Source organism: Variovorax sp. PBS-H4 (genome assembly GCF_901827205.1).
In the GTDB taxonomy this organism is placed as follows: domain Bacteria; phylum Pseudomonadota; class Gammaproteobacteria; order Burkholderiales; family Burkholderiaceae_C; genus Variovorax.
Genome location: NZ_LR594675.1, coordinates 4834006 through 4856999, shown reverse-complemented (window position 1 = coordinate 4856999; position 22994 = coordinate 4834006). Strand labels below are relative to the sequence as shown.

Below are 22994 nucleotides of genomic sequence, written 5' to 3'. Positions count from 1 at the left end.
TCAGACACACGGCCGCGGGACGTGTGAGTTGTTCAATCGAGCGTCACGCCTGTGGCCTTGACCGGTGCTTCCCACCGGCGGAGGTCCGCGGCCTGCGTAGCCGCTAGTTCCACGCCCGTCGAGCCGACAGGCTCATAGCCTTGCCGCTGCATGCGTTCGCGCAGCTCTGGCTGCTTGATGGCTGCCACGACGGCGCGTTCAAGCTTTTCCCTTGTAGCAGGCGAGAGCCCTTGAGGGGCATACATTCCGAACCAGGCATCAGCCACCATGTCCACACCGCTTTCTTTCAGCGTTGGCACATCTGGGATCTGGGGATCACGCTTTGCGCCGGTCACCGCCAGAATTCGCACCTTGCCGGCGCGATGGAACTCAGCCGTTTCCACGATCACGTCGAACTTGTAGTTGATGTGTCCACCCAGCAAGGCAGTGTTGGCGGGCGCACCGCCCTGAAAGGGGATGTGCTGCAGGTTCACGCCCGCTGCCTGCGAAAACATCTGGCCCAGGAAGTGCGGCAGCGTGCCTGCTCCAGCCGTTCCATAGGTCCCTGAGGCGGGGTCGGCCTTGACCTTCTTCAGCATCTCCGAGACCGTCTTGACACCGGCACCTGGGCCTGCAACCAGACCAAACTGAAAACGGGCCAACAGCGAGATCGGTGTGAAGTCCTTGACCGGATCGTAGTCGAGCTTCTTGTACACGTGAGGGAAAAGCACCATTGGACCGTTGGGCATGATGATGACCGTTTGGCCGTCGGGCTTGGCATTCTTCACCGCGGTGATGGCGATCCGGCCCGCAGCGCCCGCCCGGTTCTCGACGATGACGGGAGAGAAGTCATTGCGCAGCCCGTCCGCCATCATGCGCGTCAGGGTGTCAGCCGAGCCCCCTGCGGGAAAGCCCACGATGATCTTCAAGGGTTGCTTTTCTTCAGCCTGCGCTGCCGAGGGCGCAAGTATTGCCGCTGCCATGACGATGGCTGCGGCCGACAAAGGGGAATGGAACACGCAGATCTCCTGTTGAACTGGCCGCGATGCTAAGAAATGCACCTGGGCTTGTTCAAATCAAACAGAGTGATGGTTAACCCTGACCGAGGACCAATCAGGACGTCGGGCTCCGTCCACGGCCAAGCCTGCGGTCGGCTTTGGGCAGAGCGGATTCGCGAGCGAGGCGCTCCGCCTGGGCATGCACCACAGACAACGCGTGGTCGAGCGCTTTCACGCTGGTGTCGTCTAGGTTTTCCAGCAACTGAGTGTGGATCGCTTGGGTGAAGGGGAATATTTCCGCGTACAAGTCTTGCCCGCGCTCGGTCGATGCCAGGTGCACATGCCGATTGGGGTCGGAGGTTTTCTGAGCCAAACCTTTGGCGACCAAAGAGCTGACCGCACGCGACAAGCGCGCGTCGTCCAGCTCTGCGCGCTGCGCCACCTCTGTCCAAGAAAGCCGATCCTGCGTCACGAGAATGGCGAGCACCGCCCACTCGCGTCGTGTGATGCCGTAACCGCCTTCGCACAGCCGCGTGACGATGCTGCCCCCGAGCGAAACGATTTTGCTCAGGCGGAACAGCAGCAACGCATCGATGCGTTCAGGGCGTCTCAGCGAACTTGTGTTTGGCGACATCAGGGCAGTGGCTCATCGGAAGGTACGCATGCAAATCAGTCGTCGCCAAGTCCGACGCTGCTCGTGCACAGGGACATTGTGCTTTCCTTCGCCAACCAGACCACCCCACGGCACGGCAGATACGCCTAGGGTTTTCCAGCGTGATCGTTGATTTGAACAAGGCAGAAGCGCACTCCTATTCGACCCTCGAGCCGGTTCGCCCTCAAGACCCCGGCGAGCACCGCGTGTGCAACTGGCGAGTGGCGGGCCCTACCACGGCACCGTGGCATTCGCGCGTGGAGAGCATCTGGCCTGCCCCGACCCCGGAGCGATGGCACCGCGACCTGCATGCTGTACGACAGCCATGGACACGACCACGCGCACGACCCTTCCGAGGCCACGGTCCTCACCTATGGAGGGGTCGTGACGCCTGACCGCATCGTGCTGCCGGTGGTGCAGGTGCTCGCGCCCCGTGCCACGGCTGATCGCCACCGGCATTCGGGCAGGCCTTGACGACCCGCAGAGGCTGCCACCCTTTCAGGGTTGGTAGTCGAACAGCGCCTGCCCGTGGTCGACGAGCAATTGCACCGTCCGTCGCACGGCGGGTGACAGGTAGCCCTCCTTGCGCAGCGCGACGCCGAACTTGCGCGCCATGGCCAGCTCCTGCACCGGCAGCGCCAGTAGACCGTCGGGCAGCATGCGGTGCGAGGTGAAGACGATGGCGTCGTGAATGCGCGCGATGCCGAGCAGCAGGGCCGGGGAGTTCGACTGCATCTGGATGGGCGGTGGCGCGAGCTGCAGCTCCTGAAGCCGGCGGTCCCACCACTGGCGGCTGGGGATGTCCCGCGTGGGCATCGCCCAGGGCCATTCCATCAGATCGGCCGCGCTCAGCCCCTGGCCGCCAGCCAGCGGATGGCCGGCACGCACGGCCGGACCGACCATGTCGTCCACCAAGGGCACGGTGCGCAGGTCGGGCTCGGGCGGCAGCAGCCCGAGCAGCAGGTCGATGCGGCCCTCGCGCAGCTCGCGCCGCATGCCGATGTTGGTGCCCAGCACCACCTCGAACTGGATGCCGCTCTGCAAGAGCAATCGCGCGCAGATCTGCGGCAGCACCTGGGCGGCCGTGCTCAGGCCGCTGCCGATGCGCACCTGGCCCGTCGCACCGGTCGAGAAGTCGCGCAGTTCCTGTTGGACCTGGCTCGCATGCTGCAGCAGCGGCCGGGCCCGCTCCAGCAGCAACAGGCCGGACGCTGTCAGTGCGACGCCCTGGGCATCGCGCTCGATCAGCCGCTCGCCCACCGCTGACTCCAGGCGGCGGATGCATTTGGTGATGGCGGGCTGGCTGCGACCGAGGACTTCGGCGGCACGGCTGACGTTGCCCAGGGTCGCCACCGTTTCGAAGAACTTGAGGTCGCGCAGGTTGTAGTCCATGAATTAAGGATATGACGCCGGCACCATTGGCGATTGGACCGGCCGGCGATGACGCAGGACGATGCCCGTCTTTTCAGGAAGAAGGGCATTTCATGCAGGTTCAGGATGGCAGGGTCCGGGTCGCTTCGATGCGCGGCCGTTGTTCGGAGGCGGAATGGCAGGCCCGGGTCGACCTGGCCGCCTGCTACCGCCTGATCGACCTCTACGGCATGGCCGACATGATGGCCAACCATATCTCCATGCGTGTGCCCGACGAGGAGGCCTTCCTCATCAACCCCTACGGGATGATGTACGAGGAAATCACCGCCTCCTGCCTGATCAAGGTGGACCACGCCGGCACCATCCTGGCCAGCCCCGACTTCGGCGCGCTGGGTTACGGCATCAACAAGGCCGGCTACGTGATCCACAGCGCCGTGCACGAGGCGCGCCCCGAGGTCGCCTGCGTGATCCACACGCACAGTTGGGCGTCGATGGCGGTCTCCGCGCTCGACTGCGGCCTGCTGCCCATCACGCAGACCGCCATGCGCTTCCTCAAGGTCGGCTACCACGAGTACCAGGGCGTGGTGCTCGACTCCAAGGAACAGGCCTCTTTGGCGGAGGACCTGGGCCAGGGCGAGGCGCTGATCCTGCGCAACCACGGGGTGCTGACCGTGGGCCGCACCGTCGGCGAGGCCTTCAACTGGATGCACCGGCTGGAGCTGGCCTGCCGCGCCCAACTGGGCGCGATGGCCTGCGGCACGGCCCTGCGGCCCGTCCCCTCCCAGGTGGTGGAAGAAACCTGGAACCAGTACCAGCCGGGCACGCGCCGCCCGTACGGCGTGATGGAGTGGCCTGCCCTGCGGCGCAAGCTCGACCGGCTGGACCCGGGCTACGCGCTCTGAAGAACCGAACAACCACGACATTGGAGACAACGATGACACGCATGAAACTCTCGCGGCTGGGCACGCGTCTGCTGGCGGGAGCGGCGGCGCTGGCCCTGTCCGCCGGGGCCCTGGCCCAGGCCTATCCGACCAAGCCCGTGAAGGTGATCGTGGCCTTCACGGCCGGCGGCACCACGGACATCCTGGCCCGCGCGACGGCGCAGAAGCTCAACGAGAAGCTGGGCCAGCCCTTCGTCATCGACAACAAGCCGGGCGCGGGCGGCAACATCGGCACCGAGACGGTGGTGCGCGCCGCACCGGACGGCTACACGCTGATCGTCAACTCCGTGGGGCCGATGACGGTCAACCAGACGCTCTACAAGAACCTGCCCTACGACCCGCTCAAGGACCTCGTGCCGGTGGTGCAGATCGCCGACGTGCCCAACGTGCTGGTCGTGCATCCGAGCGTCCCGGCCAAGGACCTGGCGCAGTTCATCGCTTATGCCAAGGCCAATCCGGGCAAGCTGTCCTATGGCTCGACCGGCGTGGGCACCTCGTCGCACCTGTCGAGCTTCATGCTGAGCCAGCGCAGCGGCGTGGAGACCGTCCACGTGCCCTACAAGGGCGCCAATGCGCTCACCGACCTGCTGGCCGGGCGTCTGCAGTTCATGTTCGCCACCGCACCCACGGTGATCCAGCACATCCGCGCGGGCAAGCTGCGGGCGCTGGCCGTGTCCGGCGACCGGCCATCGCGCTCGCTGCCTGGCGTGCCGACCGTGGCCGAGAAGGGCTTTCCGGGCTTCTCGGCCAGTTCGTGGTTCGGCTTCTTCGCGCCCAAGGGCACGCCGGCCTCGGTCATTCAGCTGGTCAACAAGACGGTGAACGACGCGCTGCCCTCGCTGGAGGAACAGATGGTGCGCGAAGGGGCCGAGCCCGCGGGCGGCACGCCCGAGCAATTCGGCGCTTTCGCCCAGCGCGAGCACGAGAAGTGGAAGGCCATCGTGCGCGACTCCGGCGCCACCGCAGAGTGAGCGTCTGCCTCGCAGCAGCCGCCCACCTCACGCTCGACCTCATCGCCGAGCTGGGCCAGGACCGGGCCCGCGGCGTCGCCGGCATCGCGACATCGACCACGCCAATTGCACGCGCTGCATGACGGCGGCATGCGTGGCGTGCGTGTCTCGACCCTGATGAAGGGCTACGGCGGCAGCGAGGGCGTGGGCCATCCCGGATTTCAGGCGATGCTGCGCATCCTGTGGTCTTCGGCACCAACTGGCCGCATCCGGCGCTGTTCGCGCCGGCGCAGGTGCCCCGCGATGCGGACCTCGTCGACCAGTTCTGCGAGTGGTGCCGGATGCGCAGGTTCGCCAAGTAATCCTGGTCGACAGCCCGCGCGGCTCTACGGCTTCGCGTGATCGCCTGGCTCAGGCACTCCACACCACCTGGGTTGCCCGCGCGCATTCGTTCATCACGGTCAGGGCGCGCACCACGTTCTCGGTGCCCATGACGAAGGGATTGCGGCCGGCGCCGTCCTGCTGGCGGGCCTGCAGCTTGTTCACGGCCTCGTCGAAGATGTCGTGGTTGGAGATGAACACGTCCACGCCCTGGGACCGCACGAGGCGACGCACGCGGTCCGTCTGGTCGATGTAGGCTTGCAGGCGCTGCATGCGGTCGGGGCTGCGCTGGAAGTTGAAGGCGGTGCCGCCCCACGGCAGCGCGCGATGGCGCCGCGTGCCCTCGCGCACGTCGAACAGCAGCGAGACCGTGCCCTTGGTATGGCCCGGGGTGAGCAGCACGTCGATCTTGGAGTCGCCCCAGTTCAGCGCCTCGCCTTCCTTGAGCACCAGATCGCGCTTGGGTGGGCGGCCCCAGTCGGGCCGGTCGAACTCGAGCTTGGTCTCGGTCATCGTCCAGTCCGCATCGCTCATGCCGGCGCGTGCGCCGGAGAGGGACTTCAGATGGGCGAAGCCGCCGTAGTGGTCGCCATGGCCGTGGGTGATCAGCACGGCGCGGATCGTGGCCGGGTCCTGGCCCAGCTTGCGCAGGCCCGCGGCCACCAGGGTGCGCGCCTCCTCGTCGTTGTCCATGGCGTCGATCACGACCAGGCCTTCCGACGTGGTCATGCCCCAGGCGCTCACCCACTTGTTGCCGACGAAGCACAGGTTGTCGAAGGCCCAGCCCGGTGCCGGCGCGGGCAGGGCCATCAGCGCATCGGGCGACACCGGCGGTGCGCTCGGCGTGGGCGCGATGCCGTCGCCCAGGCGCATGTAGGCGAGCAGGTCGGTGCCGGCGGCGCGCCGGGCAGCGTCCAGGTGGGCCTGGGCCGCGGCAGGCAGCGGGCCTGCGGACTGGGCGTTGGCCAGCGGCAGCGCGCAGCACAGGCAGCCGGCGGCCAGCAGGCGACGGCGGCTCAGCGCCGCGCCCTCGGGCACTGAGGGCGCGTCGGCGGCGGAGCGCGGGAAGTTGAACAACGACGATGCCATGGTCGGTTTCCTCAGGGCTGGATGTAAGCGGTCTCTAAGCGGGCGGCCGATTTCAGCGAGGTGGTGCACACGCCCGATGACAGGCCGAAGGCCGTGTCGTTGGCGACCGCCAGGGCTTCGTCCGCATCGCGCACGCGGATCACCGTGGAGGACGCGGTGCAGCGCTGGCCCGTCGAATGGAAGGCGCCGCGGCGCGCACCACCTCGCCCAGCGCGTCGGGCAGGGCCTTGCCTTCCTCGCGCGCCAGCAGCTCGGCCAGCTCGGCCTTGCGGGCCTGGATCTCGCTGCCGGCCTGGTCGAGCGCGTCGGCGCGTTGCTGCGGCGACGGCGGCCTCGGCGTCGGCGCGGCTGGCGCGTGCGTAGAGGCCGACCACGTCCCGCGTGTCTGACGGGTTGATGTCGGGCGCGGCGTCCTGGCCTTCGTTCCAGTGGCCGCCGATGTAGTTGCCGTGGGTTCTCGAGGTCATGCGGGCGAGCGTTCGGGATAGAGGCCGTGGACGCGGCCGAAGAGCCGGGCCATGCCCAGCAGCGTCCCGATGGCGGGGGTGGCGACCCCCAGCCGCTGGCCGATCTCGTAGGTGGCACCCACGATGGCATCGAGCTCCAGCGGCCGGCCGGCCTGGGCGTCCTGCAGCATGGAGGTGCGAAAGGCACCCAGCTTGGCGGTCACCGCGTGGCGGGCCTCGGGCGCTTCGTCGATGGAGCAGCCGATCTGCCGGCCGATCAGGGCGGCTTCCTGCATGGCGGCGGAGCAGAAGTCGCGCACGAGCGGATCCGCCAGGATGCGGTCCACGGTGGCGCCGGTGATGGCGCTCACCGGGTTCATCGTGAGGTTGCCCCACAACTTGTACCAGACGGCCGAGCGCACATCGTCGCTGCGGGTGGCGTCGAAGCCCGCGCGCGCAAGCAGCGAAACGACGGCCTCGGCCCGCTCGCTGGGCCGCCCGTCGGGCTCGCCCACGATCAGGCCCCGGCCCATGTGATGCTGGACCATGCCGGGCTGCGGGGTGGATGCGCTGGCATGCACCACGGCGCCCAGCACGCGCTCGTAGCCGATGGCGGCGGCGACGCGGCCATCGGGATCGACGCTGCGCAGGCCCGTTTCCACGAAGCCGTTGATGCGCTGGCAGAACCACCAGGGCACGCCGTTCATCGCGGGCAGCACGAGGGTGTTCGAGCCCAGCAGCGGCCCCAGCGTCGGCGCGAGGCTGGCCAGCGCCGGCCCCTTGACCGCGACGATGACCAAGTCCTGCGGCCCCAGCTCCGCAGGCCGGTCGGAGGCGCGGGTGGGCACCTGCAGCCGCTCGCCGTCAGCCGCCTGCAGTTGCCAGCCGTCGCGCCGCAGGGCTTCCAACGTGGCACCGCGTGCCAGAGCACTGACCTCGGCCTGGCCGGCTGCGGCCAGGCGGGTGCCGATCAGACCGCCGATGGCGCCCGCCCCGACGATGCAGACCTTGCCGATCATTCGCCCTTGGCCGCGCGCAGGTTGGCCTTGAAGTGTTCCGGCACGCGCTCGTCGAAGCCGAGCGCCACGCGGCGCACCTCGGGGCTGTCGGTGGGCGCATGGCCCACGCCCAGCGCCGCGGCGCGCGGCGCCTCGATGCCCACCACCGTGCCCTCGACGCGGCCGATGCCGGTGATCTCGCAGGCGACGACGTTGCCGGGGTTGACGCTGCGTGAATGGCAGGGCGTGCCCATCAGTATCACGTCGCCGGGCATCAGCGTGATGTGGCGCGCGATATCGGCGATCACGTAGTGCGGGCCCCAGATCGTCTCTTCGCCGATGTGCGCTTCCTGCACCACCAGGCCGTCCACCGTGGTGCGCAGCGTCTGCTCGAACAGGTTGACGCCGCGCACGATGCCCGGGCCGATGGGCAGCAGCGTGTCCGCGCCCTTGACCCGCAGCATGCTGCCCTGGTCGGTGTCGCGGAAATCCTGCAGGCCCATGTCGAGCGCAGGGCAGAAGCCCTCGATGTAGTCCCAGGCTTCGTCGGGCGTCACGTTGCGGCAGGTGCGGCCGATCACCACGGCGTACTCGCCTTCGTAGTTGAGGTACTTGCAGTCCGCCGGCTTGAGGATCTGGCCCTTGTGGCCGTTGAGTGAGGTGGGCGGCTTGGTGAAGTAGGTGGGCGTCTCGGTCGGCTTCGGCTTGTTGCGGGTCTCGAAACTGCGCGAGCTGTAGGAGATGTGGACCGCGATGATCTTGCTGGGATTGACCGGCGGCAGGTAGGTCTGCGCATCGGCGTCGAGCACGCGGCCGTCGTCCAGGCGCAGGCGGCCGGCGTCGGCGCTTTCTTCCACCATCGTGCCCCAGAAGGCGCTGCCGCCGATGAGGACGCGGCGTCGCTCGACGCGGGGGCCCTGCATCACCGCGGGCACGCTCTGGAGTGGGAATTCGAAGTTCATGATGGACTCGCGGTGCTCAGGCGGGGAACCAGACGTGGATGTTCCCGGTGCCCCGGGCGTTCTCGTAGGCGGACAGGGCCTCGCCCTTCGCGCGGCAGTCGGCGCCGCCCATGGCGCCCAGCATCTGCAGGTAGTGCGCGCCGAAGGCCTCCCAGGGCTTGCGGCGGTACTCGCCGTCCCACCGATCCAGGATCATGTCGTGCCGGCCTTCGGCCATCAGCGCGATGGCGCCCTTGTCGCTCTCGATGTTCTCGGGCGAGGAGACGTTGGTCTCGTGGAAGATGCGCGGATGGTTCGGCTTCCAGTCGATGCCGTTGAACTTGTGGCTCAACGCTCCCGAGGCCAGCAGCACCACGCGCAGGTCGCTGCGGCGGATGGCCTCCCCGATGGCCTCGCCCGACTTGAGGAAGTGCGGCCATTCGCAGTTCTGGCAGGAGCTCACCGTGACCACCGGCGTGTTGCTCAGCTCCAGCCGCAGCTGCTTGACGAGGTTGACCGTGGCGTAGTGGCGGCCCAGGTCCGGATGGCGGATGGCGCGGTTGTAGCCGCCCTGCTCGCGCGAGACCGCCTCGATGGCCATGGCCAGCTTCGGATGGCCGCGGTAATCGTAGGGCACGCCGTGCAGGTACCAGGGCATCTCGTCCGAGATGTAGGTGCCGGTGTAGCGCTCGCCGCCGTCCACCAGGTGGTAGCCGGTGGTGAACCAGTGGCTGTCGAAAATCATCACCACGTCGGGCTTGGCCTCGTCGATGCGGGCCTGCAGCCGGGCATAGCCCGCAATCAGGTCCGAGTCCTCGCCTGCGCCCTGCAGGCGGCGGAATTCCTCGCACTGCATGAGGCCGGGGTGATGCGACACGATGGCCGATCCAACAATTTGTCCCATGAAATTTCTCCTGGTTGGCGTTCAGCGGTGGCTGAAGCTCGCCTTGAACGGCTTTTTGGGAATCACGACATCCTTGATGTCGCAGAAGAATTCGAAGCTCCAGTCCCCGCCTTCGCGGCCCACCCCGGAGCGCTTGATGCCGCCGAAGGGCGCGGCCAGGTCGCGGATGCCGAAGCTGTTGACCCAGATGAAGCCGGTGCGCACCTGCTTCGCCACCTCGGTCGCATGCTCGGTTTGGCCATAGCAAACGCCGCCCAGGCCGTAGTCGGTGCCGTTGGCCAGTGCAATTGCCTCTTCGTCGCTGGTGAAGGTCTGCAGCGTGAGCACGGGGCCGAAGACCTCGTTCTGCACGATCTCGCTGTCCTGCGCCACGTTGGTGAGCATGGTGGGCTGGAAGTACTGAACGCCGAAGCCGTGGCGCTCGCCGCCCCACAGCAGCTCTGCACCGGCAGCGACGGCGCGCTGCACGAAGCCTTCGACGCGCGCCACCTGGCGCGGATGGATGATGGGACCGACCTCGGTGGCCTCGTCGCGGGGGTCGCCCACGTTGAGCTTCTCGACGTGGCTGCGCATGGTGGCGATGAAGCGCTCGGCCACCTTCTCGTGCACCAGGAAGCGCGTGCCTGCCAGGCAAACCTGGCCGGCGTTGCGGTACATCAGCGCGCCGGTGGCAGCGGCGCCGTCCAGGTCGGCATCTTCCAGCACGATGAAGGGGCTCTTGCCGCCCAGCTCCAGGCTGCACGGCACCAGGTTGGCCCCGGCGGCCTGCGCGATGGACTTGGCCGTGGGCACGCTGCCGGTGAAGGAGACGCGCGCGATGCGCGCATCGCCCACCAGCCGCGCGCCGGTGCTGGCGCCCGTGCCCTGCACGACGTTGAAGACACCCAGTGGCAGGCCGGCCGCGTCGGCGCAGTCGGCCAGCAGCGAGCAGGTCAGCGGCGCCCACTCCGGCGGCTTCAGCACGCAGGTGTTGCCGGCGGCCAGGGCCGGGCCCAGCTTCCAGGTGGAGAGCATCAGCGGCGCATTCCACGGCGTGATGATCACCACCACGCCGGCCGGGTCGTGGCGCACGATGTGGTGAGCCTGCTCGGTGTCGATGGGGCGGTTCTGCAGGTCCAACGCGTGCTGCGCGAACCAGCGGATGTTGAGCATGGCCCGCGGCACCACGCCGTGGCGCATGCGCGAGAGCAGCACACCCGCGTCGGTGGTCTCCAGCCGGCAGAAGTCGTCTGCGCGTTGGCCGATCTCCTCGGCGAAGCGCTCCAGGTAGGGCAGGCGCTCGGCGGCGCTCATGGCGCTCCAGGCCGGGAAGGCGCGCTGGGCGGCCTGCACGGCGGCTTCGGTGTGGTCCTCCAGGCCCTCGGCGATGTGGCCCAGCGGTTGCTGGTCGATGGGGCTGAAGAGTTCGAAAGTCGTGGACGAGGGCACGCGACGGCCGTCGATGTAGTGGTCGGGCGAGACCTTGACGCCCGCCACGTCCAGCAGGGAAGTGGTCATTTGGAATGCTCCTGGTTGGGTGGCAGCAACTTGCCGGGGTTCATGAGGCCGAGGGGATCGAGCGCGCCTTTGAGGGCTTGCATCAGGCGCAGCTCGACCGGCGACTTGTGGCGCGCGGATTCGTCGCGGCGCAGCACGCCCAGCCCGTGCTCGGCCGAGATCGAGCCGCCATGGGCGACGACCGCGTCGTGCACGCACTGGTTGATGGGCTTCTCCAGCGCTTCGAATGCGGCACGGTGCGCCGAGCCCAGCCGGTCGGCGGCGGGCGACAGGTTGTAATGCAGATTGCCGTCGCCCAGGTGGCCGAAGACGACCAGCCGTTCGTCCGCCCAGCGGCCCGCGATCTCCTCGCCCATGCTGGCGATGAAGTCGGCGATGCGCGAGATCGGCAGCGCGATGTCGTGCTTGATGGTGCGGCCCTCGGCGCCCTGTGATTCGGAGATGTCCTCGCGCAGCGCCCACAGGGCCTGGAACTGCGCCAGCGTGGCCGAAAGCGCCGCGTCGGTCGCCAGTTCCTGGTCCAGCGCGGCTTCCAGCAGGCCCTCGATGGCGGCGCTCGCATGGGCCTCGTCCACGTTGTCGCTGACTTCCAGCAGCACGTACCAGGGCGAGCGCTCGGCCACCGGCAGCCGGGCGCTGGCCACATGCTTTTCCACCAGCGCGATGCAGGTGTCGCTCATCAGCTCAAAGGCGGTGAGGCCGGCGCCCAGGCGCGATTGGGCCAACTGCAGCAGTCCAAGCGCGGCGGCCGGATCGGGCACGGCGACGAAGGCGGCCACCTGCGCGGCCGGCAGCGGATACAGCTTGAGCACGGCGGCGGTGATCACGCCCAGCGTGCCTTCGCTGCCGACGAACAGGTCGCGCAGGTCATAGCCCGTGTTGTCCTTGCGCAGTCCGCGCAGGCCGTCCCACAGTTCGCCCTGCGCCGTGACCACTTCGAGCCCCAGGCACAGCTCTCGCGCATTGCCGTAGCGCAGCACCTGCACGCCGCCGGCATTGCTGGCCAGGTTGCCGCCAATGGTGCACGTGCCTTCGGCCGCCAAGCTCAGCGGGAACAGTCGATCGGCCTCGCGCGCGGCCTCCTGCACCTGCTGCAATGTCACGCCGGCTTCCACCGTCAGGGTGTTGTTGACGGTGTCGATGGCGCGCACCTTGTTCAGCCGTGTGAGCGACAGCACCAGCGCGCGGCCCGAGGCATCGGGCGTGGCACCCCCCGACAAGCCCGTGTTGCCGCCCTGCGGCACTACGGCGATGCGGTGCGCGGCGCACCAGCGCACGACGGCCGCCACGTCGGCGGCGCTGTCGGGCTGGGCCACGGCGACGGCCTGGCCGGTCCATTTGCGGCGCCAGTCGGTCAGGAAGGGCGCCTTGTCCGCCTCGTCCACCAGCAGCCGGCCGGCGAAGGCGCGGCGCAGTTCGTCCAGTGCGTCCTGCATGCTCAGTAGCCCGAGGCGTTGCCGGCGGCGGGCGCCGGCGCGTCCTTGAAGCGGCGGGCCAGGGCGCGGCTGGCCTGGGCCAGCAGCGTCGCTTCCACGCCCACGGCCACGAAGCGTGCGCCCAGGCCGATGTAGTGATGCGCCAGCTTCTCGTCCACGGCCAGGATGCCGGGCGCCTTGCCGGCGGCCAGGATGCGGGTGAAGGCCTGCTCGATGGCGGCCCGCACCTCGGGGTGGCCGGGCTGGCCCAGAAGGCCCATCGAAGCCGACAGGTCCGAGGGGCCGATGAAGACGCCGTCCACGCCATCCACGGCCGCGATCTCGTCGATGCGCGACAGGGCGGACACGGTTTCCACCTGTACCAGCAGGCACATGCGGTCGTTGGCGGTCTGCAGGTATTGCGCGTCGGCGCCCCAGCGCGAGGACCGCGCCAGGCCGCTGCCCACGCCGCGGATGCCCTGCGGCGGATAGCGCATGGCCTGCACCAGGCCGCGGGCCTGTTCGGCGTCTTCCACCATCGGCACCAGCAGCGTGGTGGCGCCGATCTCCAGCACCTGCTTGATCAGGGCCGCGTCGCCTTGCGGGATGCGCACGACGGGATGGGCGGGGTAGGGCGCGACCGCCTGCAGCGTGCCCAGCATGGAGCGCAGGTCGTTCGGGCCGTGCTCGCCGTCGACCAGCAGCCAGTCGAAGCCGGCTGTGGCGCACAGCTCGGCGGTGTAGGGCTCGGCCAGGCCCAGCCAGAGGCCGATCTGCGCGCCGGGTGCGGCGAGCGCGGCCTTGAAGGTGTTCACGGTGGAGGTCATCAGACGAATTTCAGGGAGATGGAACCGAGCGGGCCGTAGTCCGCATGGAAGGTGTCACCCGCGCCGCAGTACACGGGCCGGGTGAAGGAGCCGCCCAGCACGATCTGGCCGGCTTCCAGTCCCTCGCCATGCGGCGCCAGCTTGTTGGCCAGCCAGGCCACGCCGTTGCCCGGGTGGTTGAGCACCGCCGCGCCCAGGCCCGACTCCTCGATCACGCCGTTCTTGAAAAGCAGGGCGCCGGCCCAGCGCCAGTCCACCTGGTCCGGGCGCATGGGCCGCCCGCCCATCACGATGCCGGCGCTGGCGGCGTTGTCGGCGATGGTGTCCAGCACCTTGCGAGGGGCCTTGCTCACGCGGTCGAACTGCTCGATGCGGGCGTCGATCAGCTCCAGCGCGGGGATCACGTAGTCAGTGGCGTTGAGCACGTCGAACAGCGTCACGTTCGGTCCGCGCAGTGGCTTGGCGAGGATGAAGGCGAACTCCACTTCGAGTCGCGGCACCAGGAAGCGGGCCGCCTCCACCTCGGTGCCGTTCTCGATCACCATGCTTTGCAGCAGCACGCCGTAGTCGGGCTCGGTGATCTGCGAGGCGATCTGCATGGCCCGCGAGGTCAGCCCGATCTTGCGGCCGACGATGGTGTCTCCGGCGGCCAGCTTGAGCGCCGTCCATTCGCGCTGGATGGCATAGCTGTCGGCAATGGTCATGCCGGGCAGGCGCTTGCTGAAATGCTCGACGGGCTGGCGGCTTCGCTCGGCCTCGATCAGTTCGTGGGCCAGCGCGCTGTGGCTGCCCGGAGTCTCGGTCATGTGAATGTCTCCTGAATAGCCGGGCTAGGACAGGCCGGCGATTGTCTCGGTGAGGCAGAAGTCTCGGCGCGACTGCGCCATCCAACAAGCAATCGTTTAGGGGCAATGATCAAGCGGTGCTTGATAATCCAGCGATGGCCCTGACCCGCTACACCCTTCGCCAGCTCGAGGCATTCGTTGCCGTGGCGGAGCAGCGCAGCTTTGCCGGTGCGGCGCAGCGGATGGGAATGACGGCGCAGGCGGTCAGCCAACTGGTTGCCGAACTGGAGGCGATCCTCGAGTTCCGGTTGTTCGAGCGCACCACGCGGCGCGTCGAGCTGTCGAGCGCGGGGCAACATTTCCTGGGCCCCGCCGAAACGGTGCTGCGCCACGTGCATGCGGCCGACAGCGCGGCGTCCGACGTGCGCAATCGGGCCGCAGGCATCGTGCGGATCGGAGCGCCGCAGGTGCTGGCGGGCACGGCGATTCCGGCGGCCATCCGTGCATTCCAGGCCCTGCGGCCGCGCGTGGTCGTCCGGGTCAAGGATCTGCCGGTCGACCAGTTGGTGGACGCCGTGCTGGCCGGCGACGTCGACCTGGCCGTCGGCCCGGACCGGCCTATCCGCGAGGGCGTTGCGCGCGAATCGTTGTTCGACAGCCGTTGGGTGCTCTGGTGTGCGCCGACGCATCCCTTGGCCCGACGCAAGCAGCTTCGGTGGAGCCACCTGCGCGGGCATGCCCTGGTGGCCGCCGGGCGCGACCACGAGCGCAGCGTGTCGCAGATGCACGTGAACGCGCCCGAACACGCACGGATCGAGCCGGTCGACGTCGTGGACAACATCTCCACGGCGCTGGGCATCGCCGCGCAAGGATTGGCCGCCACGCTTGCGCCCGCGTACGTGGTCGTCATGGCCCGGCCGATCGGGCTGGTGATGCGCCGCGTGGTCGAGCCCGAGACGGTGCGCACGGTGTGCCTGTACCGGCCGGCTGCGCGCACCCTGTCGCCAGCCGCGGAGGGCTTTGCCCACCACGTCTCGCAGTGGTTGCCCGCCTGGTCGATGCAGGAGGGCTGATTGCGCGTCAGCCACGCGCCGCGGCCAGTTGCCCGATCTCGGTCAGCAGATCGCCGATGGCGGCCTGCAGCATCTCGAGCGTCGTGGTGTCGACCAATCGACCGTCCTGAAACCGGGTGGCGATCAGGGGAACGGCGACATGGGGACGCGATAGCGGCCGCGCCAGCGTCGCCGCCAGTGCGTCGCGGATCTGCGCCTGGGCGCGCACGCCGCCCAACGCACCCGGCGACGCCGTGATCACCAGCGCAGGTTTTCCTTTCAGTGGCGAGGCGAAGCCGGGCCGTGACGCCCAGTCGATCGCGTTCTTGAGCACGCCACGGGAATGCCGTAGTTGTACTCGGGCGAGCAGATCACCAGCCCGTCGGCCCGCGCGATCGCTTCTTTCAGCTCGGCGACTGCGGCGGGCGGCGTGGCGCAATCCAGGTCGCCGTCGTAGGGTGGCACCTGGCCCAGCGTGAGCAGTTGCTGCATGACGCCGGCCGGCAGCATCGTGCCAACATGACGCAACAAGGCAGTGCAGTGCGATGCAGCGCGCAGGCTGCCGGAGATGGCCAGCAGGCGCACGGGCGTTGCGGCGGCCTGGAGATCGGATGGCATCGTTCGGTCCTTTTTAAAAAAATGCACAAAAGAAAAAATTATGCATAAAATATCTTCCATGCAGAAAAATGAGTTTTCCGAACGCGAACCGACGCTGGTCGACCAGGCCTTTGCGCGGCTGCGACACGACGTGCTCAGCGGGACCTACGTGGCGGGCGTCAAGCTCAAGGTCGACGAACTGCAGTCGGCCTACGGTTTCTCCAGCAGCCCGCTGCGCGAGGCGCTGACCCGCCTGGCCCAGGAGGGGCTGGTGCGGGCCGACGAGCGTCGCGGCTTCCGCGTGGCGCCGATCTCGCTGGACGACATGGCCGACATCACGCGCATGCGGCTGATCCTCGATCTACCGGCGCTGCGCGAATCGATCACGCTAGGCGGCGACGCGTGGGAGAGCGAGGTGGTGGCCGCCTTTCATCGGCTGGAGCTGGTCGAAGCCCGCCTGCCCGACGGCCCCGTGATCCTCGATGACACCTGGTCCGAGCTGCACCGCGACTTCCACCTGTCGCTCCTGGCGGCCTGCCCGTCGGAGCGACAGCGGCGCTGGGGCGAAAGCCTGTTCGACCAGGCCGAGCGCTACCGCCGCTTCAGCGGGCGCTTTCGCAAGACCTCCAAGCGCAAGACCAACGAGCACCGCCGCATCATGGATGCCGCCCTGCGCCGCGATGCGGACACGGCGTGTGCGCTGCTGGAGGAGCACATGCGCAGCACGCTGCGCAACGTCGAGAACATCCTGAAGGATCCGCCCAAGGCACCGACCTGAAACGCCTGCGACCGCAGCGGGCCCAACTACAAAGACAACGGAGACAAGAAACCCATGCTCAAAGTCCTGCGCCCCACACCCTCCCACTTCGGCATCTTCGTGACCGACCTGGAGAAGATGGTGGCTTTCTACACCGAGACGTTCGACCTCACGATCACCGACCGGGGCGTGGGCCGTACGTTCAAGAACGAGCTGGTGTTCACCAGCGCCAGCGAGGACCAGCACCACCAGCTGGTACTGGCCTCGGGGCGGCCCGCCGACGCAAGCTTCAGTACGGTGATGCAGATCTCTTTCGTCGTGCCCAGCATCCAGCACCTGCGCGAGGTGACGCAACGTGCCCGGGAGCAGGGTGCAACAGAGGTACGCGGCCTCAACCACGGCAACGCGCTGTCGATGTACATGCGCGACCCCGAAGGCAACACCGTCGAGGTGTATGTCGACATGCCCTTCTATGTGGCCCAGCCGCACGGCGACCCGCTCGACCTCGACAAGGACGACGAGACGCTGATGCGCGAGACCGAGGCCATCTGCCGCGCCGATCCCACCTTTATGCCACTGGTGCAATGGCAGGCGCAGTTCAAGTCCAAGGCCCCCGCATCGGCATCGGTATCGGCATCGGCATCGGCCGCTCGCGCGTGACCCGCGCGTCGCCGGCTTCGGCGCTGAACTTTTTCCCTACTCGAATGGAGCACCCATGAAACTGTTGTCCTTCCTCCACCAAGGCCGTGAAACCTGGGGCGCCGTCGTCGGCGACGGCGTCGTCGATCTCGGTCAGGCCCGCCCGCAGCAGCCCACGCTGCTGGACTACATCGCCTCGGGCGACTACCTGCAGGCGGCCCAGCATGTCGAGGGCCTACCCGTGGTGGCCAAGCTGGCCGACATCACCTACCTCCCGGTCATCACGAGGCCCGAGAAGATCGTTTGCGCCGTGCGCAACTACATGGACCACCACCAGGAAGTGCTGGCCGCCGGCATGCAGCGCGAGCTGTCGGAGATGCCGCCCATCTTCCTGCGCGTGTGGCGTTCGCAGACCGCCCACAACGCGCCCATCGTGAACCCCAAGGTGTCGGATTCGCTGGACTGGGAGGGCGAACTGGCCGTCATCATCGGCAAGGGCGGCCGCGACATTCCCAAGGACAAGGCCTACGAGCATGTCGCGGGCTACGCCTGCTACAACGACGGCAGCGTGCGCGAGTGGCAGTTCCATGCCAAGCAGATCGCCTCGGGCAAGAACTTCGAATCGACTGGCGGCTTCGGCCCCTGGATGGTCACCGCCGACGAGATCGCACCGGGCCGCGAGCTCAAGCTCGAGACGCGCCTGAACGGCAAGGTGGTCCAGTCCAGCCATACCGGCCACATGATCTTCGACATCCCCACGCTCATCAATTACGCCTCGACCATCTTCACCCTGAGCCCCGGCGACGTGATCATCACCGGCACGCCGGCCGGCGTGGGCTGGAGCAGGAAGCCCCAGCAATTCATGAAGGCGGGCGACGTGTGCGAGGTGGAGATCGAAGGCATCGGCACCCTGCGCAATCCCATCGTCCAGCAGGCCTGACCGGCACGGCGGGCGCCGACGGCAGCGCCCGCCCCCGCCATCCGGCGCGGTCCTCCAGGGCCGCGCGATACACCGCCCCGGAGCCCGCTCCGGCGGCGTGAACCACCACAGAAAACCAACGGAGACAACCATCATGCGGCGTAGAGATGCTCTCGCTGCAGGCCTCAGCTTTGCCTGCAGCTTTCCCTTCGCGGCCCTGGCACAGGGCTATCCCGACAAGCCCATCCGCGTGCTGCAGGGCTTTGCGGCCGGCGGCAATGCCGACACCATCGCCCGCGTGGTCGGCACCGAGATGAGCAAGACCCTGGGCCAACCCTTCGTGGTCGAGGCGCAGACCGGCGCCGGCGGGACCATCGCCTCGGCTTCCGTGGCACGGGCCAAGCCCGATGGCTACACGCTGCTGTTGGCCACCGGCGGCCATGCCGTGGCAGGGGCGCTCTACAACAAGCTCAGCTACCACACGGTCACGGACTTCGAAGCGGTGTCCACCATCACCTTCTTCCCCTTCCTGATCGTGGTGAAGGCCGATGCGCCCTATGCTTCGCTGGCCGACCTGCTCAAGGCGGCCCGTGTGCCCGGCGCGCAGGTGTCCTATGGCACGGCCGGCATCGGCTCGACGCACCACCTGGCCGGCGAGTTGCTGGTGAAGATGTCGGGCGCGAGCATGCTGCACGTCCCTTACCGTGGTGACGCCGCCTCGGTGACGGCGCTGCTGTCGGGCGAGGTACCCTTCATCATCGCGCCGCCCACGGCCGTGATGGGCAACATCAAGGCTGGCAAGATGCGCGCCATCGCCACCACCGGCCCGCGCCGCTGGGGCCAGATGCCCGAGCTGCCCACGGTGGCCGAGCAGGGCGTGCCCGGCTACGAGGTCACGTCCTGGGCCGGCTTGATGGCGCCGGCGGGCACGCCCCGGGCCATCGTCGAACAACTCAACGCCGCGGTGCAGAAGGCGCTGCAGCAGCCGCAGGTGCGCACCCGGCTCGAAGACATCGGTGGCGAGGCGCGCAGCAGCACGCCCGAAGAGATGATGGCCATGGTCCGGAGCGAGCTCAAGAAGTGGACCGTGGTGGTCAACGAGGCCCAGATCCCCAAACAATGAACGAGCGAGGTGCTTTCATGTCCCTGATCCAGATCCGCAAACGCAGCCTGACTGTCGAGACCATCCACCACGAGGGCGGTCCGCCGGTCGACCGGCCGCTGAAGCTGGCGGCCGCCTGCGCCGTGATCCGCAACCCCTATGCCGGCCGCTACGAGCCCGACCTGATGCCCTTCATGGCCGAGCTGCGCCCACTGGGCACGCTGCTGGCCACCGAGCTGGTCGAGACGCTGGGCCGCGACCAGGTGGAGGTGTACAGCAAGGCCGCCATCGTGGGCGTCAACGGCGAGATGGAGCACGGCGCCGTCTGGCACGAAGCCGGTGGCTGGGCCATGCGCGAGGTGCTGGGCGAGCCCAAGGCCATCGTGCCGGCCGCCAAGGCCGTGGCCGCCACGGGCTACCGGCTCATGGTGCCGCTGCACTACATCCATGCCTGCTACGTGCGCAGCCACTTCAACAGCATGGAGGTCGGCATCCAGGACGCGCCGCGGCCCGACGAGATTCTGTTCGCCCTGGTCATGGGCACCGGCGGCCGGGTGCACGCACGGCTGGGCGGCCTGACCAAGGAGCAGGTGTCGGTCCACGACGGCCAGCGTTGACCGCCGGCCCCGCAGCAGAAGCGAGATCGACGATGGCGATGACGATGAAGGCGATCCAGGTCCAGGCGCCCGGCGGCCCCGAAGTTCTGACGCAGGTCGAGCTGCCCGTGCCCGCCTGCGGGCCGGGGCAGGTCCGGGTGCGGGCCCGCGCCATCGGTGCCGGCGGGCCGGACGTGCTCATCCGCAAGGGCATCTACAAGTGGATGCCGCCCATGCCGGCCATCCCCGGCAACGAGATGGCCGGCGTCATCGAGGCGGTGGGCGAGGGCGTGCCGGCGGACCGCGTCGGCCAGCGCGTGTTCGTCAGCGCCCGCGAGCTGCCGCAGCGCGGCGGCTGCTATGCCGAGTACATCGTTGTACCGGCCGATGCGCCCTTCGCGCTGCCCGACGCCATCTCGGACACCGAAGCCGTGAGCCTGGGCAATGTGCAGCTGGCGCAGGCGATGCTGCTGGGCACGCAGGGCGGTGTGCCCGTGCGCTCGATCCTGGTTCCCGGCGCCGCGGGCGGCGTGGCCACGGCGCTGACGCAGCTCGCGGCCCACCATGGCATGACCGTCATCGGCACCGCTTCCACGCCCGCCAAGCAGGCGCATGCGCTGGCGCACGGCGTGACCGTCCTGGTCGATGGCGACCCGGAAGGCCTGCCGGAGCGCGTGATGGCCGCCACCGGCGGCCGTGGCGTCGACCTCGCCTTCGACCACGTGGGTGACCGCCTGCTCATCGCCTGCATCCGCGCGCTGGCGCCCATGGGCACCGCCATCTCGTACAACATCGCGGCCGGGCCGCCGGCCGAGGATGTGTTCCAGACTCTGCGGTCGCTGCTCAGCCGCAGCCTCGCGGTACGCACCTTCTCCATCCACAGCTTCGACGTCGACCGCACGCAGCGGCGCGCACTGATGGAGACCGCCATCAGCCTGATGCGCGACGGTGCGGTGAGGGCTTCACCGGCGACGACCTATGCGCTCTCGCAGGCGCGCGAGGTGCATGTGCTGCTGGATGCTGGAGCGGTGCAGGGCAAGCTCGTGCTCGTGCCCTGAGCCATCGGCGCTTCGAGGGCGCGCAGGCGGTTCTTGCTGGGGCGCAGATCTTGCTCGCGGGCGTCAGTTTTCGCGGCGTTTTGGGCGCCTGCGCACCGCCGTGAAGGCGTCGACCCGAACTTCATATGAACAACGAGAGCGAGGGTCCGGTGCTCGCGGCCGGCAGCGTCTGCGAGAAGGCAAGAAGGTCCGGCGGACGCTGCGCTCAAAGCGCGGAGGCGTCCCGCTTCGCCGCGGGCGGCGTGGCCGGAATCAACACCTTGCTGTCCAGCACGTAGCGCTCCCAATCCTTCTTGAGGGCGTCCACGATGTCGGGTCGCTCGCCGGCCCGGTCCTTGGTCTCGCCGCGGTCCTCGAGCGTATTGAAGAGCTTCCAGGGCAGGTCGGCATAGGTGCGCGTCGGCATGCCCGGCACGGCGGTGCGGCTGAGCTTCCAGCCGTCCGGGCCGTTTACATAGCCCTGGCCCAGGTATTCGAAGGCGATGGATTCGGTGGGTGGCCGCACCATCGGCATGCCGGAGTCCGACTGCAGCGCGCCGCGCAGCGAGACGCCCGTGACCGGGACGATGGCCTTGCCCTCGTACTGCTGCGTGGGCAAGGCAATGCCGGCCATGTCCAAGAAGGTGGGTAGCAGGTCCTTCACCAGGGCAGGCGACGCCATCGCGACGCGGCCCTGGTATTTGCCCTGCAGCTTGATCATGGCGGGCACGCTGACCGAGCCCTCCGCGCCGGTGAAGGTCTTCCAAAGGCGAAAGGGCGCGGCACTCACTTCCGCCCAGCGTTCGCCGTAGGCCACAGCAGAGCCGGGCTTGCCGATGGAGTCAAGGTCTGTGGCGGCCGTGATCGCAGCACCTGCGGCAGGGTTGCTGTCGGCGCCGTTGTCGGACATGAAGAAGATGACGGTGTCCTCGTACTGGCCGGTGTTGCGCAGGTACGTCACAAGCCTGCCGATCTGGGTGTCGAGGTTGCTCACCATGGCCGCATACACCTCCATGGCCCTGGCCTGCCGCGCCCGCTCGGCGACGCTCAGTTCTGTCCAGCGCTTCTTGCCCGTGCCGCCCTCGGCCACGCTGGCCAAGCCGGCGTTCTCGACAAAGTTCTGCGGCAGCACGCCCAGCTGCTTCATCTTTGCGATGCGGCGCGCGCGGATCACGTCGTAGCCCTCGTCGTAACGGCCCTTCTGGGCGGCAATATCGGAGTCCGGCGCCTGCAGCGGCCAGTGTGGTGCGGTGTAGGCGGCATAGGCGAAGAAGGGCTTGCCGCTACCCCGGTTGCTCTCCAGGTAGGAGAGCAGCTTGTCGGTGTAGCTGCGCGTGGAATAGAAGTCGGCCGGCAGCTGGGTGGCCGGGAAGGGAACGTCGTCTTCGGTGTATGTCGTCCCGTCGTAGCGGCCGACCGGGCCGCCGCGGGGTGGCGCGAAATGGGCGCCGGCGCCATCGAGCAAGGCGAAGGAGCGCTCGAAGCCCTTCTTTTTCGGATAAGCCGCGGGAAGGAAGCGGGAGCCGCCGGTCGCATTGGAGAACTCGTAGGCCAGGTGCCACTTGCCTGCCATGTAGGTGTGGTAGCCCGCGTCCTTGAAAAGCTGCGGCATCGACAGGGCGCCGTCGACCAGATGGCCGCCATAGCCCGGCGGGATGTTGTCGTAGGTGAAGTCGACGCCGAAGGGCGCATTGCGGGCATTGACCAGCGCGGTCACGTTGTTCTCCATCGCGCCCAGGCCAACGCGGTGGCTGTCCGCGCCGGTCATCAGCATGCCGCGTGTGGGCGAGCAGGCGGGCGCGGCATAGAAGCGGGTGAGCATGCGGCCGTCGCGCACCAGCGCATCGATGTTGGGTGTCGCGATCTCGCTGCCGAAGGCGCCTATATCCGAATAGCCCATGTCGTCCGCCAGGATCACGAGGAAGTTGGGCCGCTTGGCGATAAGGGTCTCGGGGCCACTGTTGCCTGCAGCGCTGCTGTCGCCTGCTGCCGGGCCGCTGTCGCCGCCGCAGCCCGCTAATGCCAGTGCGAGCAGGCCGCCCAGCAGCGCGAAGGTCGTGCGCGGCGTGGCGCGGCGAAGGTTCTTCTGCATGGAATTCTCCTTGTGGTTCGATGAAGCGG

25 protein-coding genes and 1 pseudogene are annotated in these 22994 nt (G+C 68.4%); 11 read left to right on the top strand and 15 right to left on the bottom strand.

The annotated features are described in order from the left end of the window. Nucleotides 1-32 precede the first annotated feature (32 nt). Together E5CHR_RS23145 and E5CHR_RS23140 are read right to left on the bottom strand one after the other, a co-directional pair. Nucleotides 33-998, bottom strand: coding sequence for a Bug family tripartite tricarboxylate transporter substrate binding protein (locus E5CHR_RS23145; protein WP_232062171.1), 966 nt, complete (start codon nt 996-998; stop codon nt 33-35). Between the two features lie 94 nt (nt 999-1092). After that, a complete protein-coding gene (locus E5CHR_RS23140) occupies nt 1093-1611 on the bottom strand; it encodes a MarR family winged helix-turn-helix transcriptional regulator (RefSeq protein ID WP_162582011.1) in 519 nt (172 codons plus the stop codon). Between the two features lie 327 nt (nt 1612-1938). Here E5CHR_RS23140 and E5CHR_RS23135 point away from each other — a divergent pair, with 327 nt between their 5' ends. After that, nucleotides 1939-2103, top strand: a complete 165-nt coding sequence (locus E5CHR_RS23135; RefSeq protein WP_162582010.1) for a hypothetical protein — start codon at nt 1939-1941, stop codon at nt 2101-2103. 24 nt (nt 2104-2127) lie between these two features. On the opposite strand, the gene E5CHR_RS23130 is transcribed toward E5CHR_RS23135, so the two are convergent. Then, on the bottom strand, nt 2128-3021 hold the full coding sequence (locus tag E5CHR_RS23130; RefSeq protein ID WP_162582009.1) for a LysR family transcriptional regulator: 894 nt from the start codon (nt 3019-3021) through the stop codon (nt 2128-2130). 92 nt (nt 3022-3113) lie between these two features. Between E5CHR_RS23130 and E5CHR_RS23125 the strand changes: the two genes are divergently transcribed. The 3 genes from E5CHR_RS23125 to E5CHR_RS32000 are packed head-to-tail and all read left to right on the top strand — an operon-like array spanning nt 3114 to nt 5034. Then, nucleotides 3114-3902 carry a class II aldolase/adducin family protein gene (locus E5CHR_RS23125; protein ID WP_162582008.1) on the top strand — a complete coding sequence of 263 codons (789 nt, stop codon included), beginning with the start codon at nt 3114-3116 and terminating at the stop codon, nt 3900-3902. Nucleotides 3903-3943: 41 nt separating this feature from the next. Then, complete coding sequence (locus tag E5CHR_RS23120) at nt 3944-4912, top strand: Bug family tripartite tricarboxylate transporter substrate binding protein (RefSeq protein WP_162583857.1); 969 nt, start codon at nt 3944-3946, stop codon at nt 4910-4912. Further along, complete coding sequence (locus tag E5CHR_RS32000; RefSeq protein WP_269474064.1) at nt 4909-5034, top strand: hypothetical protein; 126 nt, start codon at nt 4909-4911, stop codon at nt 5032-5034. Before E5CHR_RS23120 ends, E5CHR_RS32000 begins: the two co-directional genes overlap by 4 nt. 268 nt (nt 5035-5302) lie before the next feature. Here the strand turns inward: E5CHR_RS32000 and E5CHR_RS23115 are convergent, their stop codons facing one another. From E5CHR_RS23115 to hpaH, 9 genes and pseudogenes are all read right to left on the bottom strand, one after another. After that, complete coding sequence (locus E5CHR_RS23115) at nt 5303-6361, bottom strand: MBL fold metallo-hydrolase (protein ID WP_162582007.1); 1059 nt, start codon at nt 6359-6361, stop codon at nt 5303-5305. 32 nt (nt 6362-6393) lie between these two features. After that, nucleotides 6394-6510, bottom strand: a pseudogene (locus tag E5CHR_RS23110) (aldehyde dehydrogenase family protein); the annotation flags it as partial. Between the two features lie 314 nt (nt 6511-6824). Next, nucleotides 6825-7826 carry a ketopantoate reductase family protein gene (locus E5CHR_RS23100; RefSeq protein WP_162582005.1) on the bottom strand — a complete coding sequence of 334 codons (1002 nt, stop codon included), beginning with the start codon at nt 7824-7826 and terminating at the stop codon, nt 6825-6827. After that, nucleotides 7823-8767 carry a fumarylacetoacetate hydrolase family protein gene (locus E5CHR_RS23095; RefSeq protein ID WP_162582004.1) on the bottom strand — a complete coding sequence of 315 codons (945 nt, stop codon included), beginning with the start codon at nt 8765-8767 and terminating at the stop codon, nt 7823-7825. Before E5CHR_RS23095 ends, E5CHR_RS23100 begins: the two co-directional genes overlap by 4 nt. A gap of 16 nt (nt 8768-8783) precedes the next feature. Then, nucleotides 8784-9650, bottom strand: a complete 867-nt coding sequence (locus tag E5CHR_RS23090; RefSeq protein WP_162582003.1) for an extradiol ring-cleavage dioxygenase — start codon at nt 9648-9650, stop codon at nt 8784-8786. Between the two features lie 21 nt (nt 9651-9671). Beyond that, entirely contained in the window at nt 9672-11147 is a 1476-nt protein-coding gene (locus E5CHR_RS23085; protein ID WP_162582002.1) for an aldehyde dehydrogenase, read from the bottom strand. After that, entirely contained in the window at nt 11144-12583 is a 1440-nt protein-coding gene (locus E5CHR_RS23080) for an FAD-binding oxidoreductase (RefSeq protein WP_162582001.1), read from the bottom strand. The genes E5CHR_RS23085 and E5CHR_RS23080 overlap by 4 nt, the downstream gene beginning before the upstream one ends. 2 nt (nt 12584-12585) lie before the next feature. After that, a complete protein-coding gene (gene hpaI, locus E5CHR_RS23075; protein WP_162582000.1) occupies nt 12586-13389 on the bottom strand; it encodes a 4-hydroxy-2-oxoheptanedioate aldolase in 804 nt (267 codons plus the stop codon). Further along, on the bottom strand, nt 13389-14195 hold the full coding sequence (gene hpaH, locus E5CHR_RS23070; protein ID WP_162581999.1) for a 2-oxo-hept-4-ene-1,7-dioate hydratase: 807 nt from the start codon (nt 14193-14195) through the stop codon (nt 13389-13391). Before hpaH ends, hpaI begins: the two co-directional genes overlap by 1 nt. A 134-nt stretch (nt 14196-14329) precedes the next feature. Here hpaH and E5CHR_RS23065 point away from each other — a divergent pair, with 134 nt between their 5' ends. After that, a complete protein-coding gene (locus tag E5CHR_RS23065) occupies nt 14330-15247 on the top strand; it encodes a LysR family transcriptional regulator (protein WP_162581998.1) in 918 nt (305 codons plus the stop codon). 7 nt (nt 15248-15254) lie between these two features. On the opposite strand, the gene E5CHR_RS31995 is transcribed toward E5CHR_RS23065, so the two are convergent. Together E5CHR_RS31995 and E5CHR_RS31990 are read right to left on the bottom strand one after the other, a co-directional pair. Next, a complete protein-coding gene (locus E5CHR_RS31995) occupies nt 15255-15560 on the bottom strand; it encodes an NADPH-dependent FMN reductase (RefSeq protein ID WP_269474063.1) in 306 nt (101 codons plus the stop codon). Then, nucleotides 15506-15844, bottom strand: a complete 339-nt coding sequence (locus E5CHR_RS31990) for an NADPH-dependent FMN reductase (protein ID WP_269474062.1) — start codon at nt 15842-15844, stop codon at nt 15506-15508. Before E5CHR_RS31990 ends, E5CHR_RS31995 begins: the two co-directional genes overlap by 55 nt. A 40-nt stretch (nt 15845-15884) precedes the next feature. On the opposite strand from E5CHR_RS31990, the gene E5CHR_RS23055 reads away from it, so the two are divergent. The 6 genes from E5CHR_RS23055 to E5CHR_RS23030 all read left to right on the top strand — a co-directional run bounded on the left by E5CHR_RS23055 (nt 15885) and on the right by E5CHR_RS23030 (nt 20894). Continuing rightward, nucleotides 15885-16601, top strand: a complete 717-nt coding sequence (locus E5CHR_RS23055; protein WP_162581997.1) for a GntR family transcriptional regulator — start codon at nt 15885-15887, stop codon at nt 16599-16601. 54 nt (nt 16602-16655) lie between these two features. Then, the gene (locus E5CHR_RS23050; protein ID WP_162581996.1) at nt 16656-17240 is read left to right on the top strand and encodes a VOC family protein; all 585 of its coding nucleotides are present in this window, start codon (nt 16656-16658) and stop codon (nt 17238-17240) included. 55 nt (nt 17241-17295) lie between these two features. Then, entirely contained in the window at nt 17296-18159 is an 864-nt protein-coding gene (locus E5CHR_RS23045) for a fumarylacetoacetate hydrolase family protein (protein ID WP_162581995.1), read from the top strand. A 133-nt stretch (nt 18160-18292) separates the two neighbouring features. After that, nucleotides 18293-19261 carry a tripartite tricarboxylate transporter substrate binding protein gene (locus tag E5CHR_RS23040; protein WP_162581994.1) on the top strand — a complete coding sequence of 323 codons (969 nt, stop codon included), beginning with the start codon at nt 18293-18295 and terminating at the stop codon, nt 19259-19261. Between the two features lie 17 nt (nt 19262-19278). After that, complete coding sequence (locus E5CHR_RS23035; protein ID WP_162581993.1) at nt 19279-19857, top strand: amino acid synthesis family protein; 579 nt, start codon at nt 19279-19281, stop codon at nt 19855-19857. Nucleotides 19858-19889: 32 nt separating this feature from the next. Further along, the gene (locus tag E5CHR_RS23030) at nt 19890-20894 is read left to right on the top strand and encodes a zinc-dependent alcohol dehydrogenase family protein (RefSeq protein ID WP_232062170.1); all 1005 of its coding nucleotides are present in this window, start codon (nt 19890-19892) and stop codon (nt 20892-20894) included. A gap of 205 nt (nt 20895-21099) precedes the next feature. On the opposite strand, the gene E5CHR_RS23025 is transcribed toward E5CHR_RS23030, so the two are convergent. Beyond that, nucleotides 21100-22965, bottom strand: coding sequence for an arylsulfatase (locus E5CHR_RS23025; RefSeq protein ID WP_162581992.1), 1866 nt, complete (start codon nt 22963-22965; stop codon nt 21100-21102). Between the last annotated feature and the right edge of the window lie 29 nt (nt 22966-22994).